The following is a 19294-nucleotide window of genomic DNA, read 5'->3' on the forward strand; positions in this document are numbered from 1 at the left end:
ACACGTGCTTCCGCGCGCCCCATCCCTCATTCGGGTGGTGACTGGCATCATTGCTCGTCATGACGTCCGGGCCTGCCTTCCGTCTCGCGCGCGCCGCCGTGTTCGCGGCCGTGTGCGTGGCGGTGACGGGTCTCGGTCACGCCCTGATGTCGCGCGCCGTTCCGGTCTGGGCGGTGGGGTACGCGTTCGCCGCCGCGACCGCCGGGGCGTGGTGGCTGGCCGGTCGCCGTGAACGCGGTGCTCCGGCGATCACCGTGGCGACCGTGGCGACCCAGTTCGCCCTGCACGGCTGGTTCGATCTCGCCCAGGCCTTCGCCACCGCCCCGGCGGGCGTCGGCGGGATGACCGCGGGCCATCCGGTCCCGGCCACGGACGCCATGCCCATGGCCACCGCCGCCATGGACGACGGGCCCATCGGCATGGTCTCCGCCCACGCCCTGGCCGCGGTGCTGTGCGGTCTGTGGCTGTGGCGGGGCGAGGCCGCCGCTTTCCAGCTCGGCCGCTCTCTGGCCGTCTCCCTCTTCGCCCCCTTGCGCCCGGTCCTACACGTCCCGGCCGCCTTCAGCCCGCCGGACCCCGCGAGGCCGGCGTCCTTCCTCGCCCCTCCCCGCCTGCCCCGGCAGGTGGCCCTGTGGCACGGCGTCACCCGCCGCGGCCCACCGAAGCCGGCGATCTCCTTCTGACCGTCCGTCTCGCGCCGGCGCGATGACGGACGCAGTCCGGCGTGCCCTGAGGCACTGCCCGCCCGGCGCCTCCACGCGCTCCGGGTGCGGCAGGCCCGGCACGCCGTACCGCCGTCGAGGCGGACCGAGTCGTCGACTTCGCGAGCGCCCGCGCCCTGCGCGCCGGGTGCCGAATGGGGATGCACACATGTCTTCGACACAGGAACACGCGCCCAGAGACGACCGCGAGGAGGCCGTGGCGGACGCCGTGGCGGAGGCCGTCCGCCCCGCCGTGGCCCCGGACCCTCAAGGGACCGGCCCCTCCCAGCCGGGCCGTTCATGGAGCGGCATACGAGCGCTGCTCGTGCGCCTGCACTTCTACGCCGGGGTGTTCGTGGCCCCCTTCCTCCTCGTGGCCGCGCTCACCGGGCTGGCCTACACCCTGACGCCCCAGCTCGACCGGCTCGTCTACGGCGACCAGCTCACCGTGGCGAAGGCCGGTGGCGAACAGCGCCCACTGGCGGAGCAGATCGCGGCGGCCCGGCAGGCACATCCGGAGGGCACGCTCGCCTCGGTGATCACCCCTCCCGGCCCGGAGGACACCACGCGAGTGGTGCTGTCCCTGCCGGAGTTGGGCGAGAAGCAGCGCACGGTGTTCGTCGACCCCTACACCGCCGAGGTCAAGGGAGACCTCACGACGTGGTTCGGCTCGACGCCGCTGACCACGTGGCTGGACGACCTGCACCGCAATCTTCACCTCGGTGAGACCGGCCGCATGTACTCGGAACTCGCCGCCAGCTGGCTGTGGGTGATCGTGGCGGGCGGTCTCGTCCTGTGGCTCGGACGCGCCCGCGGACAGCGCGCCGGGTCGGCCCGCGGCGTCCTCCTGCCGGACCGCTCCGCCCGCGGCGTACGGCGCACCCGCGGCCGGCACGCGGCCAGCGGCGTCTGGATCGCCGTCGGCCTCCTGGCCCTCAGCGCCACCGGCCTGACGTGGTCCCACTACGCCGGGGACCGGTTCGGTCAGCTGCTGGACGCGGCCAAGGGGCACGCGCCCGAACTGGAGACGGCACTTCCCGGCGGAGCCGCCACGGCGGACGGCGAGCACGCGGGGCACGCCGGCCACGGCGCGGGTCAGGGCGCCGCATCGGCGGACCCCGCCGACTTCGACGCGGTCCTCGCGGTGGCCCGCGACGCCGGGCTGGGCGGCCGGGTGGAGCTGACGCCGCCGGCGGACGCGGGGAGCGCGTGGACGGTGGCCCAGGACGACGCCCTCTGGCCGGTCCACTACGACCAGGTCGCCGTCGACGCCGCCAAGGGCGAGGTCACCTCGGAGAGCCGGTGGGCGGACTACCCGGTCCTGGCCAAGCTCAGCAAGCTCGGCGTCCAGGCCCACATGGGGCTGCTCTTCGGCGTCGTCAACCAGATCCTGCTGGCACTGATCGCGCTCGGGCTGATCTGCGTCATCGTGTGGGGCTACCGCATGTGGTGGCAGCGCAGGCCCACCCGTGACGACCGCACGGCGGCACTCGGCAGGGCCCCGGCACGGGGGACGTGGCGGCAGGTGCCCCTGCCGGTCCTGATCGTCGGCGTCCCGCTGGCCGCCGCGCTCGGCTGGGCGCTGCCTCTCCTGGGCGTCACCCTGCTCGCCTTCCTGGTCGTGGACGTACTGATCGGTCTCGTCCGGCGGGGCCGCCGGGCCGCCTAGCGCCGAAGGGGAAGCGGTACGCCGTTCGCCTGCGGTCCGACGCGCTCACTGAGCCGGTCCGCAGGCGACGGGTCGGGGTGATCGGTGAAGCCCAGCGCCCGGTGGAGCGGTTCACCTTCGGCGGAGGCGCACACGTCGCGCGCACGGAACCAGTCGAGCATGAACCGCCGGACGGCCCCGCCCACCATGGGCGGGGCCGTCAGGCACGCGGAGCCGTCAGGCGCCGGAGGCGGCCTTCGCCGCCTCGAACCGGGCGATGACGTCGTTCCAGTTGACGAGGTCCCAGAGCTTGGTGACGTAGTCGGGGCGGACGTTCTTGTACTGCAGGTAGTAGGCGTGCTCCCAGGCGTCGAAGACCAGGAGCGGGATGGTGCTCTGGCCGACGTTGCTGTCGCGGAGTTGATATGTGGCGTCCGCGGGGGCGGGCTGCCTCCTGGTCGGGTACCGGTCGCGGTCAGCGGTACTCCGGCCACAGAGGCAGCCCGCGGCCGAGCGTCTGCACACGGCCCGCTAGCATCCCTGGCCATGGTGAGGCGGGGGTGGCGACTCGGTGTCGCGGCAGGCGTGGCGGTGCTGGCGGCGATCTGCGCCTCCGGCCCGGAACCTTGGGAGGTCGTCCGCACGGCGTCGGATCTCGGTCCCCTTCCGGCCGACCGCTACGGGTTGACCCCACGTGACTACCAGCGATCCCAGCGGGCATCGGCACTGCTCGTCCGTCAGTGCATGGCGGACCGCGGGCATCCGGAATTCCCGCTCGACCCCCGCTACCCCGACACCCCCGGCGTCACCATGGCCGTCGGCACGGTCGTCATCACCGACTACGGCGTCCTCGATCCGGACGACGCCCGCCGCTGGGGCTACGGCTGGGACCCGGCGACGGCGGAGGCCTCCCGGCCGAAGGGCCGCCGCATGACCGACGCCGAATACGCGGACTGGCCCGACTGCAGCGCCGAAGCGAGCCGGCGGCTGGTGCGCGGCATCGACCTCACCGGCGACTGGCTCTACGCGGCCGGACGAATGGTCGAGGTGAACAAGGCGGTCAAGCGCGACCCGCGCCTGCGGGCCGCCTGGGACACGTGGTCCCGCTGCATGGCGGCGGAGGGATTCACCCGCTATCCGGACCCCGCCGCGGCGTACGGGGACCGCGCGTGGCACCGCGGCAGCGACGGCAACACCCGCCACACGGAGCGGGAACGGGCCACGGCCGTCGCTGACGTCGCCTGCAAGCACCGCCATCGCACGCCCGAACTCTGGCACGCCGTACGGGCGGAGAAGCAGGCCGCGGACATCTCACGCCACCGCGACCGCTACGCCGCCGCCCTGCGCGCACTGCGCACCTACCGGGCCAACATCGACGAGGCGCTGCGGGGCCCGGGCCGGCGCCCTGCCTGACGTCGGCCCGGATCCGCCCGCGGCTTCACGGCCGTCAATGGTCGTCCCAGTGCCCTTGGTGGGCCGCGTGACGGTGCCCGTCGTGGATGTAGTCGTTGTGGTCGCCGTGCGGCACGGAGACGTGGCCGCAGCCCTCCGCGTGCCGGTGCACGTGGTCCTCGTGAACCGCGTGGGCCGGGGCGACGCACTCGTCGACGTGCCCGTCGTGGGTGCGGTGGATGTGCCCGTCGTGGGCGTAGTCGGTGTGGTCCCCGTGCGGCACGGAGACGTGGCCGCAGCCTTCGCCGTGGATGTGCGTGTGCCGGTCGTGCGGGCTGTGCGGGCTTGCGCTCGTCATCTGGGCTCCTTCCATGGCGCCTCGCAGGTGCACGAGCCGCCGGGTGCCGAGTGCCGGGTGCCGGGTGCCGGCGAAGCGGTCACCACCCGGTGAGCATCACACTTACCGACATATACCCGTTTTCGCCATCGGGGCCAGTCACCCTGAGTAACGGTCTCGCCGACCACCGTCGACCCCACCGCCGACGCGTGCGGGCGGACGGGACGGGGCGGGTCATTCCGAGGCCCCGACACCGCTGACCCGGACAGCCGGGGGCGCGACCTCCGGCTCGGCCCGCCCGGAAAGGCCCGGCACGTCGTCCGGGTCCGACCAGGCGAGGCGGCTCCGCTCGCTGTCGGCCAGAAATCTCCCGACGATCGGGGCGAGGTGGCCGGAAGCCACATAGGCACCACCGAACGGCAACGCATCGGGGGAAACGGAACCGGTCGAACACCGAAGCTGCCCGGCTTGTTCGTCGTGCCACACATCGAACGTCGCGACCCCCGTGAAGGCTCGTTCGCGAAGGCGTTCACGGATGGCAGCGGCAGTCCGCTCGAAGGCCGCCACCACCTGGCCGGTTCCAGCACCAGGGGCTCGTGCGCCACCTCGTCGGTCCACGTCAAGAGCACCACAGCAGTATCCGGGCCCGGTCGCATGCGGCGACCGGTCCCCCGAGGGCTCCCTTGCCCACCCCGCGTCGAAACTGGTATTCATTTTCATCTAAGCTGCCCGAGTGCGTACGGCCCCCGGCCGCACGCATCGTCCGTGCACCCCCCTTCCGGCCTTGGAGGCTTCCCCATGTCCCGCACCCCTTCCCGTCTCGCCGGGCTGCTCGCCGGCGCCGCGTCGCTCGGCCTGCTGGCCGGCTGCGGCGGTTCCTCCGACGACGCCGCGAGCACCGGGAGCGCCGCTTCCGCGTCCAAGGTCACCGTCGTCGCCTCGACCAACGTCTACGGCGACATCGTCGAACGCATAGGCGGCGACCGGGTCGACGTCACCTCGATCATCAGCGACCCCGCCCAGGACCCGCACTCCTACGAGGCCGGCACCCGCAACCGGCTCGCCCTCTCCAAGGCGAAGGTCGTGGTGGAGAACGGCGGCGGGTACGACGACTTCGTCGACCGGATGCTGGGGAGCGGCAACGCCTCCGCGGAGGTGATCAGCGCCGTCGAGGTCTCGGGCCGGACCGCTCCGGCAGGCGGGGAACTCAACGAGCACGTCTGGTACGACTTCCCGTCGGTGAGCAAGGTCGCCGACCGTATCGCCGACGCTCTGGGCAAGGCGGACCCGGACAACGCCGGCACCTTCACCAAGAACGCGGCGGCCTTCAAGAAGAGCCTCACCGCGCTGGAGGACAAGGATGCCTCCCTCAAGTCCGCGCACGCCGGCGACGGCGTGGCGATCACCGAGCCGGTGCCGCTCTACCTGCTCGAAGCGTCCGGTCTGGCCAACCGCACACCCGAGGAGTTCAGCGAGGCGGTCGAGGAGGGCGACGACGTGTCCGCCAAGGTCCTCCAGGCCACCCTGGACCTCTTCTCCGACAAGAAGGTCAAGGCCCTCGTCTACAACCAGCAGACCTCCGGCGCCCAGACGGAGAAGGTCAAGTCGGCGGCCGAGGCGGCCGGCGTGCCCGTGGTGCCCGTCACCGAGACCCTGCCCGACGGCAAGGACTACCTGACGTGGATGAACGACAACGTCGACGCACTCGCCGACGCCCTGAACAAGTGACCGGCGAGACCCCGCCGTCCGTACCCGGGCCCCGCGCGGGCGACGCCGATCTCCAGGGCAGGCCGGAACCGCTGATCCGGATGAGGAACGGCGGCCTCCGGTACGGGGACCGCACCCTCTGGAAGGAACTCGACCTGGATGTGCGCCCCGGGGAGTTCTGGGCGGTCCTCGGGCCGAACGGCTCCGGCAAGTCCAGTCTGGTCCAGGCCCTTCTGGGGCGCCGGCCGCTCTCCTTCGGCACCCTGCGCGTGCTCGGCGCCGATCCCCGGCGGGCCGCCCGCCACATCGGCTACGTACCGCAGCAGGGAACCGCTCCGGCGCACGACGTCGTACGGGCGCGCGAGTTGGTGGGCTACGGTCTGGACGGGCACCGGTTCGGACTTCGGTTCGGACTTCGCGGACGCGGTGCCGCCACCCGGCACCGCGTCGACGCCGTCCTGGAGGCCGTCGGCGCGTCGGCGTACGCGAACGCGCCGCTCGGCACCCTCTCGGGCGGCGAGCGGCAGCGCGTGCGTATCGGCCAGGCCCTGGCCACCGATCCCCGCGTGCTGCTGTGCGACGAGCCCACGCTCTCCCTGGACCTCCACCACCAGCGGGCGGTGACGGAACTCATCGACCGCAGACGCCGGGACCACCGGACACCCCGTCCTCGACCTCGTGGACCGGGTGCTCTACCTCGCCCCGCAGGGACACCGCATCGGTCGGCCGGAGGAGGTGCTCACATCGGCGTCCCTGTCGGCCCTGTACGGGTCGCAGGTCGACGTGCTGCGCGTGCGGGGCAGGTTCGTCGTCGTCGGAGCGCACGACCGGCAGCCGGTGCACCACCCGGAACTGGACACCGAGCACACGCACAACACCGACGGAGCGTATTCATGACGGCGGCCGGGACATGGCAGCAGATCTTCGACTTCCAGGACTACGGCGCTCTGCTGGGTCTGGTGCGCAACTCCCTCATCGTGGGCGGTGTCCTGGGGCTGGTCGGCGGACTGACCGGAGTCTTCGTGGTGCTCCGGGACCTGCCCTTCGCCGTCCACGGGATCAGCGAGCTGTCCTTCGCGGGCGCCTCGGCGGCCCTGCTGCTCGGGGTGAACGTGGTGGCGGGCTCGATCGCCGGCTCGCTCGTCGCCGCCCTGGCGATCGGCGCGCTGGGCGCCCGGGCCCGGGACCGCAACTCGGCCATCGGCGTCCTGATGCCGTTCGGGCTCGGGCTCGGCGTCCTGTTCCTCGCCCTCCACAAGGGACGTTCGGCCAACAAGTTCGGCCTGCTGACGGGTCAGATCGTGGCCATCGACGACCCGCGGACCGGATGGATGCTCGCGGTGTCCGCGCTGGTGCTGGTCGTCCTCGCCGCCATCTGGCGTCCGCTGACCTTCGCCAGCGCCGACCCGCAGGTCGCGGAGGCACGCGGTCTGCCCGTCCGGGGCCTGTCCGTGGCCTTCATGCTCGTCCTCGGACTCGCGATCGCCCTGTCGGTACAGGTCGTCGGGGCACTCCTGGTGCTCAGTCTGGTCGTCACCCCCGCCGCGGCGGCCTCCCGGGTGACGGGTTCTCCGGTGCTCCTGCCCCTGTTGAGCGTGCTCTTCGCCGTGCTCGCCACGGAGGGCGGCATCCTCCTCGCCCTCGGCAGCAGCATTCCGATCAGCCCTTACGTGACGACGATCTCCTTCCTCGTCTACGCCGTGTGCCGGGCGATCGGAGCACGGCGTGCCCGGCACCGCCGAACGGCCCGCGTCGCGGCGGGCGTCGGGGGCGAGGCGGTACGCGGCTGAGTTCCATCACTCCCGGACCTCCGGCGGCCGCGGTGCCGCCGCGACCGCTCCGGGAGTGATGGCACGGCGTCGGCGTTTTCCCCAACACACCGCTCTCACCGGCCGGTTCGCCGCCCCACGGACGGCCGGACGAGGGGGCGGTGCACTCGCTCCGTGCCGGCAGGGCGGTACCGTCGCCCGGTGGAGTCCGAAAGACCGAGCCATTGCTCACTTCATGGCGCGGGAGCGAGCACGCGCGGCCTGGTGGGGAGTCGGCTCGTGAACGTCGTCGCGTCGTGGCACGTGTACGGCACCGACGACCCCGTCGGCCCGCTCGATGTGTGGCTGATCGATGAAGGTGATCGCGCCATCCACATCACGACCGGGTCGGATTGGTGTCTGGTCGTCGAGACCTCGGAACCGTACGCCGGGTACGACATGGGCGACTCGGGGCACATCACCGTAGGAGCGCTCAATGGAACGACACCGTTCGAGAGGCACATCGGGGAGTGTTCTGGCGGCACGGGAGGACCTCGAACCACAGACAGGGCGCGTAGCCCTCGAGCTCTCGTTCCCCTCCGGGCGGGTCCGTTGCGAGAGCCGGGCCGGGGATCTGCGCCTGACGGGGAGGAGCTGACCTCGGTAGGAACCCCGTCGGATGTCCGACCGGGGTTCCTTCCGTCACCAGGCGCCGTGCGCGTCTCCCGTGCTCAAGCCCTGTCCTTCTCCCCCGGGCAAGGACCGGCCACGCCCTTGAAGGAGGACCGCGCCCTTTCGACCCATGCCTCCACGTCGTCGGCCGTCGACGGGAAGCACCTCGTGATCCGGGCGGACGATGCGGCGAGTTCGTCCGACGTCTCGATCAGGACGACCTCGGTCGTCCTCGAGGATCCAGGCGATGTCCACGTCAGAACCCCCTTGGGAATCGGGGACGGGAGTTCGCCCCGGCCCGAATCCGGTCACCCTTCGTCCGCTTCGGGACCCGGCCCGGCCGGGCGTCGGTACGGAGGGACGTGCCGGACTTGCCTACCGCCGGCCTGCCGAGGCGACCGTCAAGACCTACGACCCGCATCCTCGCCCCGTCGTCGGCTACGAGACGGGATGGGTGAGCGCCGGGGAACGCGGGCCCGCGAGGCACCCCACCGCGCGGACGTGAGCGTCCTGGTGGTTCACACCTCCGAACCGTCGTACGAGGGCCGCCTGGTGTCGCCGCGCGTGTCGTCCTCCCCGGCGGTCGGAGGGCCGGCGCCCTGACGAGGGGTGCCCGAGCTGGAGCGGGTGTCGTACCAGGAGACGGCGAAGGTGACGGCGAGTACGGCGATGATGAAGCTGAGCGACGCCCAGACGGGCACCTTGCAGAGGTCGGTGAGCAGGAGCTTCACCCCGACTCCCGCGAGGATGACGCCCAGGCCGGTCTGGAGGTGGCGGAACCGGCGGGCGGCGCCGCTGATGAGGAAGTAGGCCGCTCGCATGCCCAGCAGGGAGAAGGCGTTGGCGGCGAAGACGATGAAGGTGTTCTGGGTGACCGCGAAGATCGCCGGAATGCTGTCGACGGCGAAGACGACGTCGGTGGTCTCGATGACGATCAGCGCGGCAAGCAGAGGGGTGACCGCCCAGGCCCCGTTCACCCTGACCAGCAGGCGCTGGCCGTGCAGTCGCTCCGTCACGGGGGCCACGCGGCGCAGCGCGCGCAGGACGACGTTCCGGTCGGGGTGGACCTGGGCCGCTCCGTGGCGCAGCACCTTGAACGCGGTCAGCAGCAAGAGCGCGCCGAAGACGTAGATGGTCGCGTGGAAGGCGTCCAGAAGCGCCGCGCCGACCAGGATGAACACCGCGCGCATGGCAAGCGCGCCGATGATGCCCCACATCAGGACCCGGTGCTGGTACCGGTCGGGAATGCCGAAGTACCCGAAGATCAGGGCGAAGACGAAGATGTTGTCGACCGACAGGCTCTTCTCGATGAGATAGCCGGCCAGGTACTCCTCGGCCAAGACCGGGCCCTTCCAGAGCAACAGCAGACCGCAGAAGCCGAGTCCCAGCAACAGCCAGACGACGCTCCACCCGGCGGCTTCCCGGATGGAGATCACGCTCGCCCGGCGGTGGATGACGAACAGGTCCAGGACGAGCACCACCGCCAGGAAGGCGATGAGGACGATCCAGGCGGCGATCGGTATGTCCACACCGCCCGCCTTCCCGCCTTTGCCAGCCTTTTAACCATTCATGGAGATATGCGTACTATTGAAGTTCCCTGCGCGAGGGGTGCCGCCGGGGTGCGCCGATTCGACCTGGCCTCCTGACCCCCTGTCCGACCCAGTGCCGCACCTCCCTCGACCCGCCGCGGACATGCGGGATGGGGCCGATTCGTCGGCCCCATCCGGTCTGTCACCTTCCGCCGCCACCGCCTCCACCGCCGTGGCCGCCACCTCCACCGCCGCCACCGTGACCGCCGCCCCCACCGCCGTAGCCGCCACCACCGTGACCACCACCGCCATAGCCGCCACCACCGTGACCGCCGTAGCCGCCGTCACCATGGCCGCCATGGCCGCCGTGATCTCCGTAACCGCCGTAACCGCCGTAACCGCCGTAACCGTAACCGCCGTGGCCGCCGTGGCCGTGACCATGGCCGCCGTGACCGTAGCCGTAGCCGTAACCCCAATTTCCGTCGCCCCAGCCACCGTGACTCACGGAGGACACGGGCGCGCTCGTCGGTGCGGCGACGGCCGAAGTGGCCGCACCCGCACCCCCCAGGGCGAGCGCGAGGCCTGCCATCGCGGCGAGGGGCCACCTGGGAATACGCATGACAACTCTCCCTTGCCAGGTTGGTTCCTGGGCCTGGTCGAGGCGAGAGGCTGCGTGCGAGTGTGCGCCCGAGCGGCCCCAGGCCTCGCTGCGGGTGATCGGACCCCGCAGGTGAAGTGGCGATGCCCGAATCGGCTCTTATCGCCACATTCCCGTCGAATCCATGCTCTGTCCGCGATGCCGTGGAGTCAATACACCCACCAGCGGCGGTCGGCACGCCGAACAGGCTCCCCCACTCGTCACGGGCCGGCGCCGCCCGGCGCGGGCGTGGTCGTCTTGACCGGAAGATCGAGCCGGAGTTGGTACCCGCCGTCGGAGATCGGACCGCAGGTCAGCGTCCCGCCGAGCAGTGCCGCACGCTGGCGCAGGCCCGTCAGGCCGTAATGGGCGCTCGGCAAAGGGATGGTCGACCGGGTCGGAGGACCGTTGGTGACCGTGACGTGGACGGTCTCGTCGCTCTGCCAGAGCCGGATCGTCGTGGCGGCCCCCGGGGCGTGCTTGCGTACGTTGGTCAGCCCTTCCTGGACCGTGCGGTACAGGGCGCGCTGCACCGAAGGGGCCAGATCACCGGGAAGGTCGGCGGTCAGCCGGGCCTCGATGCCACTGCCGTCGACGAGGCGCTCCAGATCCGCCAGGGAGGGCTGCGGGGTCAGATCGGTGGGGCGGTCACCGGCGGCACGCAGCACGCTGACCATGTACCTCAGCTCGTCCAGGGTCTGCACGCTCAGCCTGCGGATCGTACTGGCGGCTTCCTTGGCGTGCGTGTCACGCGTACCGACCTGCAGGGCGCCGGCCCGCACCGCGATCAGACTGACCTGGTGGGAGACCACGTCGTGCATCTCTCGTGCGAGCTGCGACCGCTCGGCGGCCAGGATCGTCTGCGCGATCAGCAGCCGTTCGTGCTCGCGGGCCTCGGAGATCTCCACGATGCGCTGCGAGAGGTCCCGGCGGGCCTGCACCAGTTGCCCCAGGAAGACCGCGGCAGCCGCGGTCGCCGCCGTGTAGCTCAACGTGACCAGGTCCTCCGCGGAGACGTTGATGTCGGGCGCGAGATCGCAGAGCGTGAAGGCCACCACGCCGACGGCCAGGATGACGCGCCTGCGGGACACCGACGCGAGGGTGTAGAGCGCCGCCAGCGAGGCGAAGATCGCGTCGGAGAAGAAGACGGCGGGCAGGGTCACCAGAAACGTCAGCAGCGGCCTGCCGTGCCGCAGCAGGAGCGCGAAGGCCCCGCCCAGCGCGCACGCCAGTTGCAGGGGTTCGTCGGCGTGGACATGGACCCAGACGTCGAACAGCGCGACGAGGACCAATGCGCCGTCGAGCACCGCGGACGGCGGATGCCGGAGATTCACCTGGCCTCCCGGCCCGTCGACGGCGGCATGCCGCGCCCGCGTTCCCCGTGGATCACGGGGTGCGACGCGCAGGAGGGGCTGCCCACCGGCAACCGGGGTTTCCACTCACCCGAACAGGATCATTCATGATCGTAACAGGGCAAAGCGGAACCGCCGCCTGCCGGGGAAGAGAACCCGGTCAGAGATGGGGCGCGGTGGTCCAGCCGGCCAGGATCGGCAGGACGCGGGCGGTCGTGGAGTCGGGGTCGCAGGTGTAGACGACAAGGCGCTGGTCAGGCTCATTGGGCGCGCAGACGATCTCGATGTCGAAGGTCAGCGGGCCCGCGGTGGGGTGCTGGATGCGCTTGGCGACCGAGGCGTAGTCGCGGACGGCGTGGTCGTCCCACCAGCGGGCGACATCGGCGTCGGTGGTGCGAAGCTCGTCCACGAGCACCGTGAGGCGGGTGTCGTGCGGGCGGCGGGCGGTCTCCCGGCGCATGGTGGCGACCGTGGCCGACGCGAAGTCCTGCCAGTTCACGACCCGCTCGCGCGCGACCGGGTCCTGGAACATGAAGCGGACGAACGACGTCCCCGGCTCCAGCGGACGGCCCAGCACCTCCATCAGCATCCCGTTGCGGGCCAGCACCTCGCCGCGATGACCGAGCAGCAGCACCGGGACGTGGTCCAGCGTGCGCATCACCCGCAGCAGCCCGGGATCCGGACGCTGGACGGCGGCCGCGTGCGGGGTCGCGGCGCGGCGCCGAGCGGTGGGTGCGGCGAGGTCGCGGAGGTGGGCGTGTTCGACCTCGTCCAGCCGCAACGCCCGGGCCAGCGCGTCGAGGACCTCGTCGGAGATGTTGGCCTGGCGTCCCTGTTCGAGCCGGCTGTAGTAGTCCGGGCTCAGGCCGGCGAGCACGGCCAGCTCCTCGCGCCGCAGCCCCGGCACCCGCCGGGCCCCGGGGAAGGCTTCGATGCCCGCCTGGGAGGGGGTGAGGCGGTCCCGGCGGGAGCGGAGGAACGCCCCGAGCGCGGCGCGGTCGCGTGGCATGGCTCCAGGGTAGGCGGGACGCCGGCGAGCCGGGTGGTCCTGCCATGCCCAGGTACGTCCTGACCTGGCCCGACGTCGACGGTCCGGCTTAGACAGGGACCCATGACTACTTCGCATCACACCATGGACGGCCCACCCTCCACCCCCGGCTCCCGGCTGGCCGGCCGCACGGCCGCGATCACCGGCTCGACCAGCGGGATCGGCGCGGCGATAGCCCGCACATTGGCCGGCGAGGGCGCACACGTCGTCGTCAGCGGCCGCCAGGGGCCCCGCGGGCGGCAACTCGTCGACGACATCCGGCAGGCCGGCGGCCGGGCCGACTTCGTCGCGGCGGACCTGGCCAGCGGCTACGAGCAACTGCGGGCCTTCGCCGCACAGGCCACCGACGCGCTCGGTGGGCGCGTCGACATCCTGGTCAACAACGCGGGCATCTACCCCGCGACGCGCACCGAGGACCTGCCGGACGCGGAACTGGACGCCATGCTCGCGGTCAACGTCCGCGCCCCCCACGTCCTGGTCGCCGCGATGGCGCCGGCCATGGCCGAGCGCGGCAGCGGCGCCATCGTCACCATCGGCTCCTGGATGGCCCGCGTCGGCAGCCCCTACGCGGCGATGTACACCGCGACCAAGGCGGCGGACGAACAGCTCACCCGCAGCTGGGCGGCGGAGTACGGGCCGCGCGGCGTGCGCGTGAACGCCGTCGCCCCCGGGGCGACCCTCACCCCGGGCAACGAGGCGGCCCGGGCGGCGCTCGACGCGATGACCGCCGCCACCCCGGCAGGCGTGGTCGTCCGTCCCGAGGACATCGCCAAGGGCGTCCTCTACCTCGTCAGCGACGACGCGTCCATGGTCCACGGCATCACGCTCTCCGTGGACGGCGGGATCTCCACCACCCGCCCGTCCTGATCCCCGGCCGGTCATCGGGGGCTTTTCGACCACCGCCGCGAGTTCCTCTCCCGCTTCCGCAGGGCACCCGGACACACCGGGCGGCCCTGCGGAAGCGGGACGGCTCCGGAGGCTACTTGGGCTTGGGCACCGCGAGGACGGAGTCGGTGGGCTTCGGGAGCAGATGGCCGTCGACGTACAGGTCGACGTGCTCGTTGTAGAAGGCGACCAGGCCCGCGATGCGGTTGGCGTGGATGGTCGGGAAGTCGTACCCCCAGGCGATGTCCTCGTGGGACGCGGTGTCGCCGTCGAACGACCAGTAGCCGCTCGTCGTCCCCTTGTACGGGCAACGCGTCACCGTGTCCGAGTGCCGCAGTCGCGCCCAGTCGACGTACATCCGCTCGATGTAGTAGCGGGTGGGAAGGCCGGTCTCGAACAGCTTCACGCAGTTGGGCGCCTCCGCGAGCACGACCCCCTCCACTTCCACCCGGACGCCGCTCGACGAACGCAGGGCGTCCACCCGCGAGTAGGGGCTCCTGGGGTGTACGAAGACCGGCTCGTCCTCCTCGAACCAGAAGTCCACCGCCTCCCACTCGAAGCGCACGGTCCCGTGCAGGGGCTTCGGGCTGTCCTCGTCCCACACCCACGCCGCACCCTCGCGGACCTCCGAGCCGATCCGCAGTGAGTGCCGGCGCGCGGAGCCGGCACCGTGGTGCTCGGTGTGGTGCTCGTCAATGAGCTCACCGTCGACCAGGTCCTCGACCGGAATGCTGAACTGCGGGTAGGCCTGCCACTCCCACACGTACAGCGCACGGCGGGTGTCGAAGACGACGCGCCCGCCGATCAGCCCCCTGATCCTGCGCGGCACCGGCTCGACATGCCCGACCGGGGCGATCAGGCTCGGGTGCAGAACACTCTCGTTTGCCATGGTGGATGACCCCTCGGTCCGCTCGTTCCTCGTCTCTCAAGGGATGACCGACAGCACGATGGAACCGTGACAGGCCGCACCGGAAGCGCCATGATGTGCCCCGTGGACCGTGATTCACAGGGGGCGGCGACGCGGTGCGGCGAAGTCATGGAGTGCCGGGATGGGACCCCCGGGCCTTTCCGAACGCCGGGAAGAGCGTCCGCGAAGAGATCCAGGACCCCCGGGTCAACCTCGTGTTCGGCGCGCTGTTCCTCATCGTCGGCGTGGGTCTGCTGACCCCAACGGTGAAGAGCGCCGTGGAACTGCGCGACGGCGTGCACACGACGGGGATCATCCGGACGCACCCCCAGGGGGCCGACGACGATCGGTTCTGGGTGACCTTCACGGTGGCGAACGACGAGGTCACCTACCGGCTGCCGTCGACCACCGACCGCAGGTCGCTGGACGACGGGGATCGCCTGGCCGTCGTCCACCGGCCCGATCGTCCCGACACGGTCACCGCGGAGCGTGACATCGGCGGGAAGGGGCTGTTCGTCTCGTCCGGGGTGGCCGCCGTGGGCCTGGGCCTGATGACCTTCGCCGCGGTGGAGCTCCGGCAGGAAAGGCGACGTCGGGTGCGCACGCGCAACGGCGCGGAGCCCTCCGGCTCCGCGGGCTGAGTGAACGCCGCCTCGTCGTCCACGTGCGCGTCAGACGGGGATGAAGTCCGGCCACCACGACGGGATGTTGCCGGGACAGAACGGCGCCGGGTAGTCGTCCACGACTCCGATCCAAGCGATCGCTGTCCAGCCGATGGCGGTCTCCACGGCGACGGCGCTTCCAAGGGCCAACGTCGCGTTGGTCCACTTCGCCATGACCGAATGGGTGACGCCGGCCGCGACCGAGAAGTGGACAAAGGCGAGCGGAAGGTAGACGATCACCAGAAAACCCGAATCGGCGGAGCCGTTCACCCCGACATCGCACGAAGACCAGATGTTCGCGATCAGCCAGCATGTGCCGAGGGACATGACGATACCCATCGGCAGGGCAACGGAGCGCGAGCTCCTGGTCTCACCTGCGCCGCCCACCGAACGCCCGCCCCTTCGAAGCCGTTTCCAGGCCCGCTCCATGGCCCGCCGTTCCGGCGAAAGGATAACCGTGCCACCTGCATGCCCGAACGGGAGTGGTCTCTCGGCCTGGGCGGAGCGGGCGTTGTCCGTAGCCCGGGGGTGGCCATCCCTTCTTCAGGCGGGCCCGCAACGTCAGTCCATCAAGGGCAATCGGTCCAGTTCGGTGCCGATCGCGTCCCGCAGCACATCATGCTGGGACCGAGTCTGAACCGCTCGTCACTCCACCGCTCACGCGGATACAGCCACACAGGTTTGCCCACCAACTCGCCCGGCTCCCACTCGAAGCGCGGCCAGACATGGGCATGCAAGAACGGATCAGTGTTCCCCAGGATCTCCAGGTTGACCCGGCGGAAGTCGGGGTCCATCTGCCGGCAGGCCCGCTCGACCGCCTCCCCGAGCCGGTCCATGTCGGACAGGAACGACAACCGCTTGGCCCTTGGCAGGTCGGACAGCCGCTGAACGCTCACGTCATCCACGAGGAGAACCGAGTAGCCCGGCAGGAACTGCACATCGCCGATCACCGCGAATCCCGACTCGAGCCGCCGCAGCACGGTCGGGTTCGCGCCCCGCAGAGCCGCCCCGATCCGGTCCGTTCGCCAGTCGCCTGTCATGGCCCGAACCTACGCGCAGGCGATCAAGAGCCGCTCTTCGCCCCGGAGGGCGAGCGCCCGTGGGAACAGGCCTGGCGCGCCACAGGGCGCGCCAGGCCTGCCGTGTGCCCGTTCCTCACGTCGCTACCACCAGATGACGGCGTATCCCTTGACACCGTCCTGCGCCGGCAGCACGGCCAAGGCGCCGTTGCCACCCGTGCCCGCCCCCTGCGGCTCGGGCTCGACGATGCCGTTCACCGGAGGCCGGCCTCCCAGGCCCGCCACGCCGAGGCTCAGGGGAGGCTGACCCGCGGCACCCGTACGGGTCGTACCACTGTTCCCGAAACAGTTGCCCGTTCCGCCGGCACTGGGACTCGGAGCGAGTGAGCCGACCTGTCCGCCGGCGCCGCCGGTGGCCTCCGCGAGGGGGCCGCCGGGGCCGGACAGGGTAGTGGCGGTCCCGTCGGCGCCGTTCGCATCCGCGGAACCGGGCCCACCTTGGCCGACGGTCACGGTGTACGCCGTCCCGGGCGTCACCGGCACTGCGCACCAGGCGAAGCCGCCGGCGCCGCCGCCTGCGCCGAGGAGGCCGGGAGGAAGGACGCTGATCCCGCCACCGCCACCGCCGCCGCCCCACACCTGGACGAAGACCCGGGTGACATCGGCGGGCGGAGTGAAGGTCCCGCTGTCCGTGAAGTCCTCCAAGTCGTGCGGCGCGGCCCCCGGCCCTGCAGGACCAGCCGGACCAGAGGGACCAGCCGGACCAGCCGGACCAGAGGGACCCGCCGGACCCGCGGGCCCGGTCTCGCCGGTGTCGCCCTGCGGCCCGGCCGGACCCGCCGGGCCTCCGGGACCGGCGGGCCCCTGCGGCCCGGTGGTTCCGGGAGGACCGGCCGGACCCTGCGGGCCGGGAGGACCGGGCGGACCCGGAATGCCGGGGCGACCGGGATAGCCGTGGTGGCCGGGATAGCCGTGGTAGCCGGGCCGGCTCGGGCAGTACCCGGGGAAGTAGGGGAAGAGGAAGCACGGGTCGGCGAGGCTTGCCCGGGCGCCGGGTTTCACGGCGTCGACCTGGCCGCCGTCGGCACTTTCGGCGTGGGCGGCACCTGTCACAGCACTGGACGCCAGGGCCACGCTCGCGGCCATCGTCCACATCCGCAGACCAACTCGGCGCCGCTGAACGGGCGCCTCAGGCACGGCTATTCGGGACAACACGTCACCTCCAGGAAGGGGCTCGCGGGCGCGGCAGACACCGCCACCAGGAGAGGGAGCCGTCGGGGACAGCAGCGAACCCAACAGCAAGAATCGCCCTGCGTAATGAGGTGTGCACATTGTGTAGCCAAAGCGGGTGACGGACCGGCCGCCGACACGGCGTCAGCAGCGGCGCGTACAGCACCACCCCCAATTCCCGGGCCCGAATTCGTCCCCAATTCCTAGTGGTCCTGCCCTCCACCTGCTCACCACCCATCCCGGACGCGTCGCACGTCTCGTGGCGCACGAACCGCCGGTCGTGGAGCTCCTCCCCGACGCCCGCGAACACCGCGCGCTGGTCGCCCGCGTGCGGGACACCTACCGCGACCAGGGCCTCATGCCCGCGATGGCCGCGTTCGCCGAAGGCATGAAGAAGGACGACGACGGCAGCGGCCCGAACCCGGAGATCAAGCTCCCCCCGCACGCGGTCGCGCGGGTCGAGCGGACCAGGGCCAACCTGCCCCTGTTCGTCGGACGCGTCGTCCCCGCCTTCATGGCGTACGTCCCCGGCACCGACCGCCTCAAGGCGCTGTCGGACCGGCTCGTGCTCGCCGCCGGCCGGGACTCCCGCGGGGAACTCCCCCACCGCGCCGTCGCCGCCCTGGCCGAGCGGCTCGGCACCGGACTACACCACTTCCCCGGCGGCCACATCGGCCTGACCACCCATCCCGCCGCATTCGCCGAGCACCTCCGCGACGCCCTCGGCACCCGGTAGGCCCACACCTCCCGACCCGATCGGCTGCGGTGGGGCTGCGGGGCGGCGGGGGCGGTTGTCGGATGGGCGGCAGCAGTCCCCGGCATGGGGCGCCGGCCGGGCGGTTCGTACGGGGTCGACAGCCGGGCAGGTGGTACACGTGGCAGGCGAGGACGCTCCCACCGAACTCGACGCGGTCGCCGACGAGCTGTACGGGCTGCCGCCCACACGGTTCACCGCCGTCCGCAACACGCGCGCCCAGGCCGCCAGGAAGTCCGGCGACCGGACCCTCGCCGACCGCATCACGGCCCTGCGCAGACCCACCGCGTCGGCCTGGGCCGCCAACCTGCTCGCCCGCGAACAACCCGACGACATCGGCCCGTTCCTCCGGCTCGGCGAAGCACTGCGCCAAGCCCACCAGGCACTCGACGGCGAGCAGCTGCGCCGGCTCGGCCACCGGCAGCGGGAACTCGTGCGGGCCCTGTCCCGGCAGGCGGGACGACTCGCCGCCGACGCCGGCCACCCGCTCTCCGACCCGGCCGTGCAGGAGGTGGAGCAGACCCTGCACGCCGCGCTCGCCGACCCCGACGCAGGGGCGGCCTTCGCGGAGGGCCGCCTCACCAAGCCGCTTTCGGCGACCGTCGACCTCACCGGGCAGGCCGCCACCGGCCAGGTGAGCGACCTGCCTCGCCGCCCGCCGAAGAAGAAGCCGGCGGAGGCCGCCGAGGACGTGGAGCGGGACCGCCGTGATGCGGAGCGGCAGCGCCGGCGCGAGGAGGCCGGGCGGGCAGGACTCCAGGCACGTCAAGCCGAACAGGAAGCCCGGGCCCGCGAAGGCGACGCCGAGGCCGCCCAGGAGGACCTCGACGCCGCGGACCGCCGCCGCGAGGAGGCCCAGCGCCGCCTCGCCGCACTCCTCGAACAGGTCACCGAAGCCGAAGAGGCCCTGCGCACGGCCCGGGACGACCAGGCGCAGGCACGGCGCCGGCACCGCGACGCCGACAGGGCCGCCCGCGACGCCCGCCGTCGGGCAGGCCGAGCCGCCGCGCACGCGGAGCAGTTGACCCGAGGGCTCGAGGACGAATCCTGAGCCGCAGCCGCCCGC

Annotated in this window: 16 protein-coding genes and 4 pseudogenes; 10 read left to right on the top strand and 10 right to left on the bottom strand. The window is 72.0% G+C overall.

What is annotated here, in order from left to right:
* Positions 1 to 59: 59 nt before the first annotated feature.
* Positions 60 to 683: a hypothetical protein gene (locus PV342_RS09500; protein ID WP_386992226.1), complete on the top strand. Its 624-nt coding sequence runs from the start codon at positions 60 to 62 to the stop codon at positions 681 to 683.
* Between the two features lie 187 nt (positions 684 to 870).
* Entirely contained in the window at positions 871 to 2370 is a 1500-nt protein-coding gene (locus tag PV342_RS09505; protein WP_500316571.1) for a PepSY-associated TM helix domain-containing protein, read from the top strand.
* 216 nt (positions 2371 to 2586) lie between these two features.
* Here PV342_RS09505 and PV342_RS09510 read toward each other — a convergent pair.
* Positions 2587 to 2757 (bottom strand): annotated as a pseudogene (locus tag PV342_RS09510) (Fe-Mn family superoxide dismutase); the annotation flags it as partial.
* Between the two features lie 138 nt (positions 2758 to 2895).
* Here PV342_RS09510 and PV342_RS09515 point away from each other — a divergent pair.
* Positions 2896 to 3762: a hypothetical protein gene (locus PV342_RS09515; RefSeq protein ID WP_500316573.1), complete on the top strand. Its 867-nt coding sequence runs from the start codon at positions 2896 to 2898 to the stop codon at positions 3760 to 3762.
* Positions 3763 to 3796: 34 nt separating this feature from the next.
* Here PV342_RS09515 and PV342_RS09520 read toward each other — a convergent pair whose 3' ends face one another.
* Both PV342_RS09520 and PV342_RS09525 read right to left on the bottom strand, forming a co-directional pair.
* Complete coding sequence (locus PV342_RS09520) at positions 3797 to 4099, bottom strand: hypothetical protein (protein WP_400803847.1); 303 nt, start codon at positions 4097 to 4099, stop codon at positions 3797 to 3799.
* A 213-nt stretch (positions 4100 to 4312) separates the two neighbouring features.
* Positions 4313 to 4645 (bottom strand): hypothetical protein, encoded by a 333-nt coding sequence (locus PV342_RS09525; RefSeq protein ID WP_500316576.1) that lies wholly within the window; start codon positions 4643 to 4645, stop codon positions 4313 to 4315.
* A 231-nt stretch (positions 4646 to 4876) separates the two neighbouring features.
* Here PV342_RS09525 and PV342_RS09530 point away from each other — a divergent pair, with 231 nt between their 5' ends.
* From PV342_RS09530 to PV342_RS09540, 3 genes and pseudogenes are all read left to right on the top strand, one after another.
* The gene (locus PV342_RS09530) at positions 4877 to 5806 is read left to right on the top strand and encodes a metal ABC transporter solute-binding protein, Zn/Mn family (RefSeq protein WP_500316578.1); all 930 of its coding nucleotides are present in this window, start codon (positions 4877 to 4879) and stop codon (positions 5804 to 5806) included.
* Positions 5803 to 6682: pseudogene (locus tag PV342_RS09535) on the top strand (metal ABC transporter ATP-binding protein). Before PV342_RS09530 ends, PV342_RS09535 begins: the two are co-directional and overlap by 4 nt.
* A complete protein-coding gene (locus PV342_RS09540; protein ID WP_500316580.1) occupies positions 6679 to 7575 on the top strand; it encodes a metal ABC transporter permease in 897 nt (298 codons plus the stop codon). Before PV342_RS09535 ends, PV342_RS09540 begins: the two are co-directional and overlap by 4 nt.
* A gap of 1148 nt (positions 7576 to 8723) precedes the next feature.
* Here PV342_RS09540 and PV342_RS09545 read toward each other — a convergent pair.
* From PV342_RS09545 to PV342_RS09555, 3 genes are all read right to left on the bottom strand, one after another.
* On the bottom strand, positions 8724 to 9734 hold the full coding sequence (locus PV342_RS09545; protein WP_500316581.1) for a TerC family protein: 1011 nt from the start codon (positions 9732 to 9734) through the stop codon (positions 8724 to 8726).
* 858 nt (positions 9735 to 10592) lie between these two features.
* Positions 10593 to 11705, bottom strand: a complete 1113-nt coding sequence (locus PV342_RS09550; RefSeq protein WP_400803861.1) for a sensor histidine kinase — start codon at positions 11703 to 11705, stop codon at positions 10593 to 10595.
* A gap of 178 nt (positions 11706 to 11883) precedes the next feature.
* Positions 11884 to 12732 carry a helix-turn-helix transcriptional regulator gene (locus PV342_RS09555; RefSeq protein ID WP_500316583.1) on the bottom strand — a complete coding sequence of 283 codons (849 nt, stop codon included), beginning with the start codon at positions 12730 to 12732 and terminating at the stop codon, positions 11884 to 11886.
* Positions 12733 to 12834: 102 nt separating this feature from the next.
* Between PV342_RS09555 and PV342_RS09560 the strand changes: the two genes are divergently transcribed.
* Complete coding sequence (locus PV342_RS09560; RefSeq protein WP_500316585.1) at positions 12835 to 13638, top strand: SDR family NAD(P)-dependent oxidoreductase; 804 nt, start codon at positions 12835 to 12837, stop codon at positions 13636 to 13638.
* 112 nt (positions 13639 to 13750) lie between these two features.
* On the opposite strand, the gene PV342_RS09565 is transcribed toward PV342_RS09560, so the two are convergent.
* Positions 13751 to 14545, bottom strand: coding sequence for a DUF427 domain-containing protein (locus tag PV342_RS09565; RefSeq protein WP_500316587.1), 795 nt, complete (start codon positions 14543 to 14545; stop codon positions 13751 to 13753).
* A 152-nt stretch (positions 14546 to 14697) separates the two neighbouring features.
* On the opposite strand from PV342_RS09565, the gene PV342_RS09570 reads away from it, so the two are divergent.
* Positions 14698 to 15204: a hypothetical protein gene (locus tag PV342_RS09570; RefSeq protein ID WP_500316589.1), complete on the top strand. Its 507-nt coding sequence runs from the start codon at positions 14698 to 14700 to the stop codon at positions 15202 to 15204.
* A gap of 30 nt (positions 15205 to 15234) precedes the next feature.
* On the opposite strand, the gene PV342_RS09575 is transcribed toward PV342_RS09570, so the two are convergent.
* The 3 genes and pseudogenes from PV342_RS09575 to PV342_RS09585 form a co-directional block, all read right to left on the bottom strand.
* A complete protein-coding gene (locus PV342_RS09575; protein WP_500316590.1) occupies positions 15235 to 15552 on the bottom strand; it encodes a hypothetical protein in 318 nt (105 codons plus the stop codon).
* Positions 15553 to 15786: 234 nt separating this feature from the next.
* Positions 15787 to 16265: pseudogene (locus tag PV342_RS09580) on the bottom strand (HIT family protein).
* 123 nt (positions 16266 to 16388) lie between these two features.
* A complete protein-coding gene (locus PV342_RS09585; protein ID WP_386992194.1) occupies positions 16389 to 16949 on the bottom strand; it encodes a glycine-rich domain-containing protein in 561 nt (186 codons plus the stop codon).
* A 739-nt stretch (positions 16950 to 17688) separates the two neighbouring features.
* Between PV342_RS09585 and PV342_RS09590 the strand changes: the two are divergent.
* Together PV342_RS09590 and PV342_RS09595 are read left to right on the top strand one after the other, a co-directional pair.
* A pseudogene (locus tag PV342_RS09590) lies at positions 17689 to 18210 on the top strand (alpha/beta hydrolase); the annotation flags it as partial.
* 139 nt (positions 18211 to 18349) lie between these two features.
* The gene (locus tag PV342_RS09595; protein WP_500316592.1) at positions 18350 to 19279 is read left to right on the top strand and encodes a hypothetical protein; all 930 of its coding nucleotides are present in this window, start codon (positions 18350 to 18352) and stop codon (positions 19277 to 19279) included.
* Positions 19280 to 19294: the final 15 nt, after the last annotated feature.

The sequence above is a fragment of the Streptomyces sp. PA03-3a genome (assembly GCF_033792735.1).
Classification (GTDB): domain Bacteria; phylum Actinomycetota; class Actinomycetes; order Streptomycetales; family Streptomycetaceae; genus Actinacidiphila.

What these genes read in the sequence shown, in the direction of transcription:
- PV342_RS09560 (WP_500316585.1), top strand. Translation starts at nt 12,835, where the DNA reads ATGACTACTTCGCATCACACCATGGACGGCCCACCCTCCACCCCCGGC.
- PV342_RS09565 (WP_500316587.1), bottom strand. Translation starts at nt 14,545, where the DNA reads ATGGCAAACGAGAGTGTTCTGCACCCGAGCCTGATCGCCCCGGTCGGG.
- PV342_RS09520 (WP_400803847.1), bottom strand. Translation starts at nt 4,099, where the DNA reads ATGACGAGCGCAAGCCCGCACAGCCCGCACGACCGGCACACGCACATC.
- PV342_RS09540 (WP_500316580.1), top strand. Translation starts at nt 6,679, where the DNA reads ATGACGGCGGCCGGGACATGGCAGCAGATCTTCGACTTCCAGGACTAC.
- PV342_RS09575 (WP_500316590.1), bottom strand. Translation starts at nt 15,552, where the DNA reads ATGTCCCTCGGCACATGCTGGCTGATCGCGAACATCTGGTCTTCGTGC.
- PV342_RS09505 (WP_500316571.1), top strand. Translation starts at nt 871, where the DNA reads ATGTCTTCGACACAGGAACACGCGCCCAGAGACGACCGCGAGGAGGCC.
- PV342_RS09500 (WP_386992226.1), top strand. Translation starts at nt 60, where the DNA reads ATGACGTCCGGGCCTGCCTTCCGTCTCGCGCGCGCCGCCGTGTTCGCG.
- PV342_RS09555 (WP_500316583.1), bottom strand. Translation starts at nt 12,732, where the DNA reads ATGCCACGCGACCGCGCCGCGCTCGGGGCGTTCCTCCGCTCCCGCCGG.
- PV342_RS09515 (WP_500316573.1), top strand. Translation starts at nt 2,896, where the DNA reads ATGGTGAGGCGGGGGTGGCGACTCGGTGTCGCGGCAGGCGTGGCGGTG.
- PV342_RS09530 (WP_500316578.1), top strand. Translation starts at nt 4,877, where the DNA reads ATGTCCCGCACCCCTTCCCGTCTCGCCGGGCTGCTCGCCGGCGCCGCG.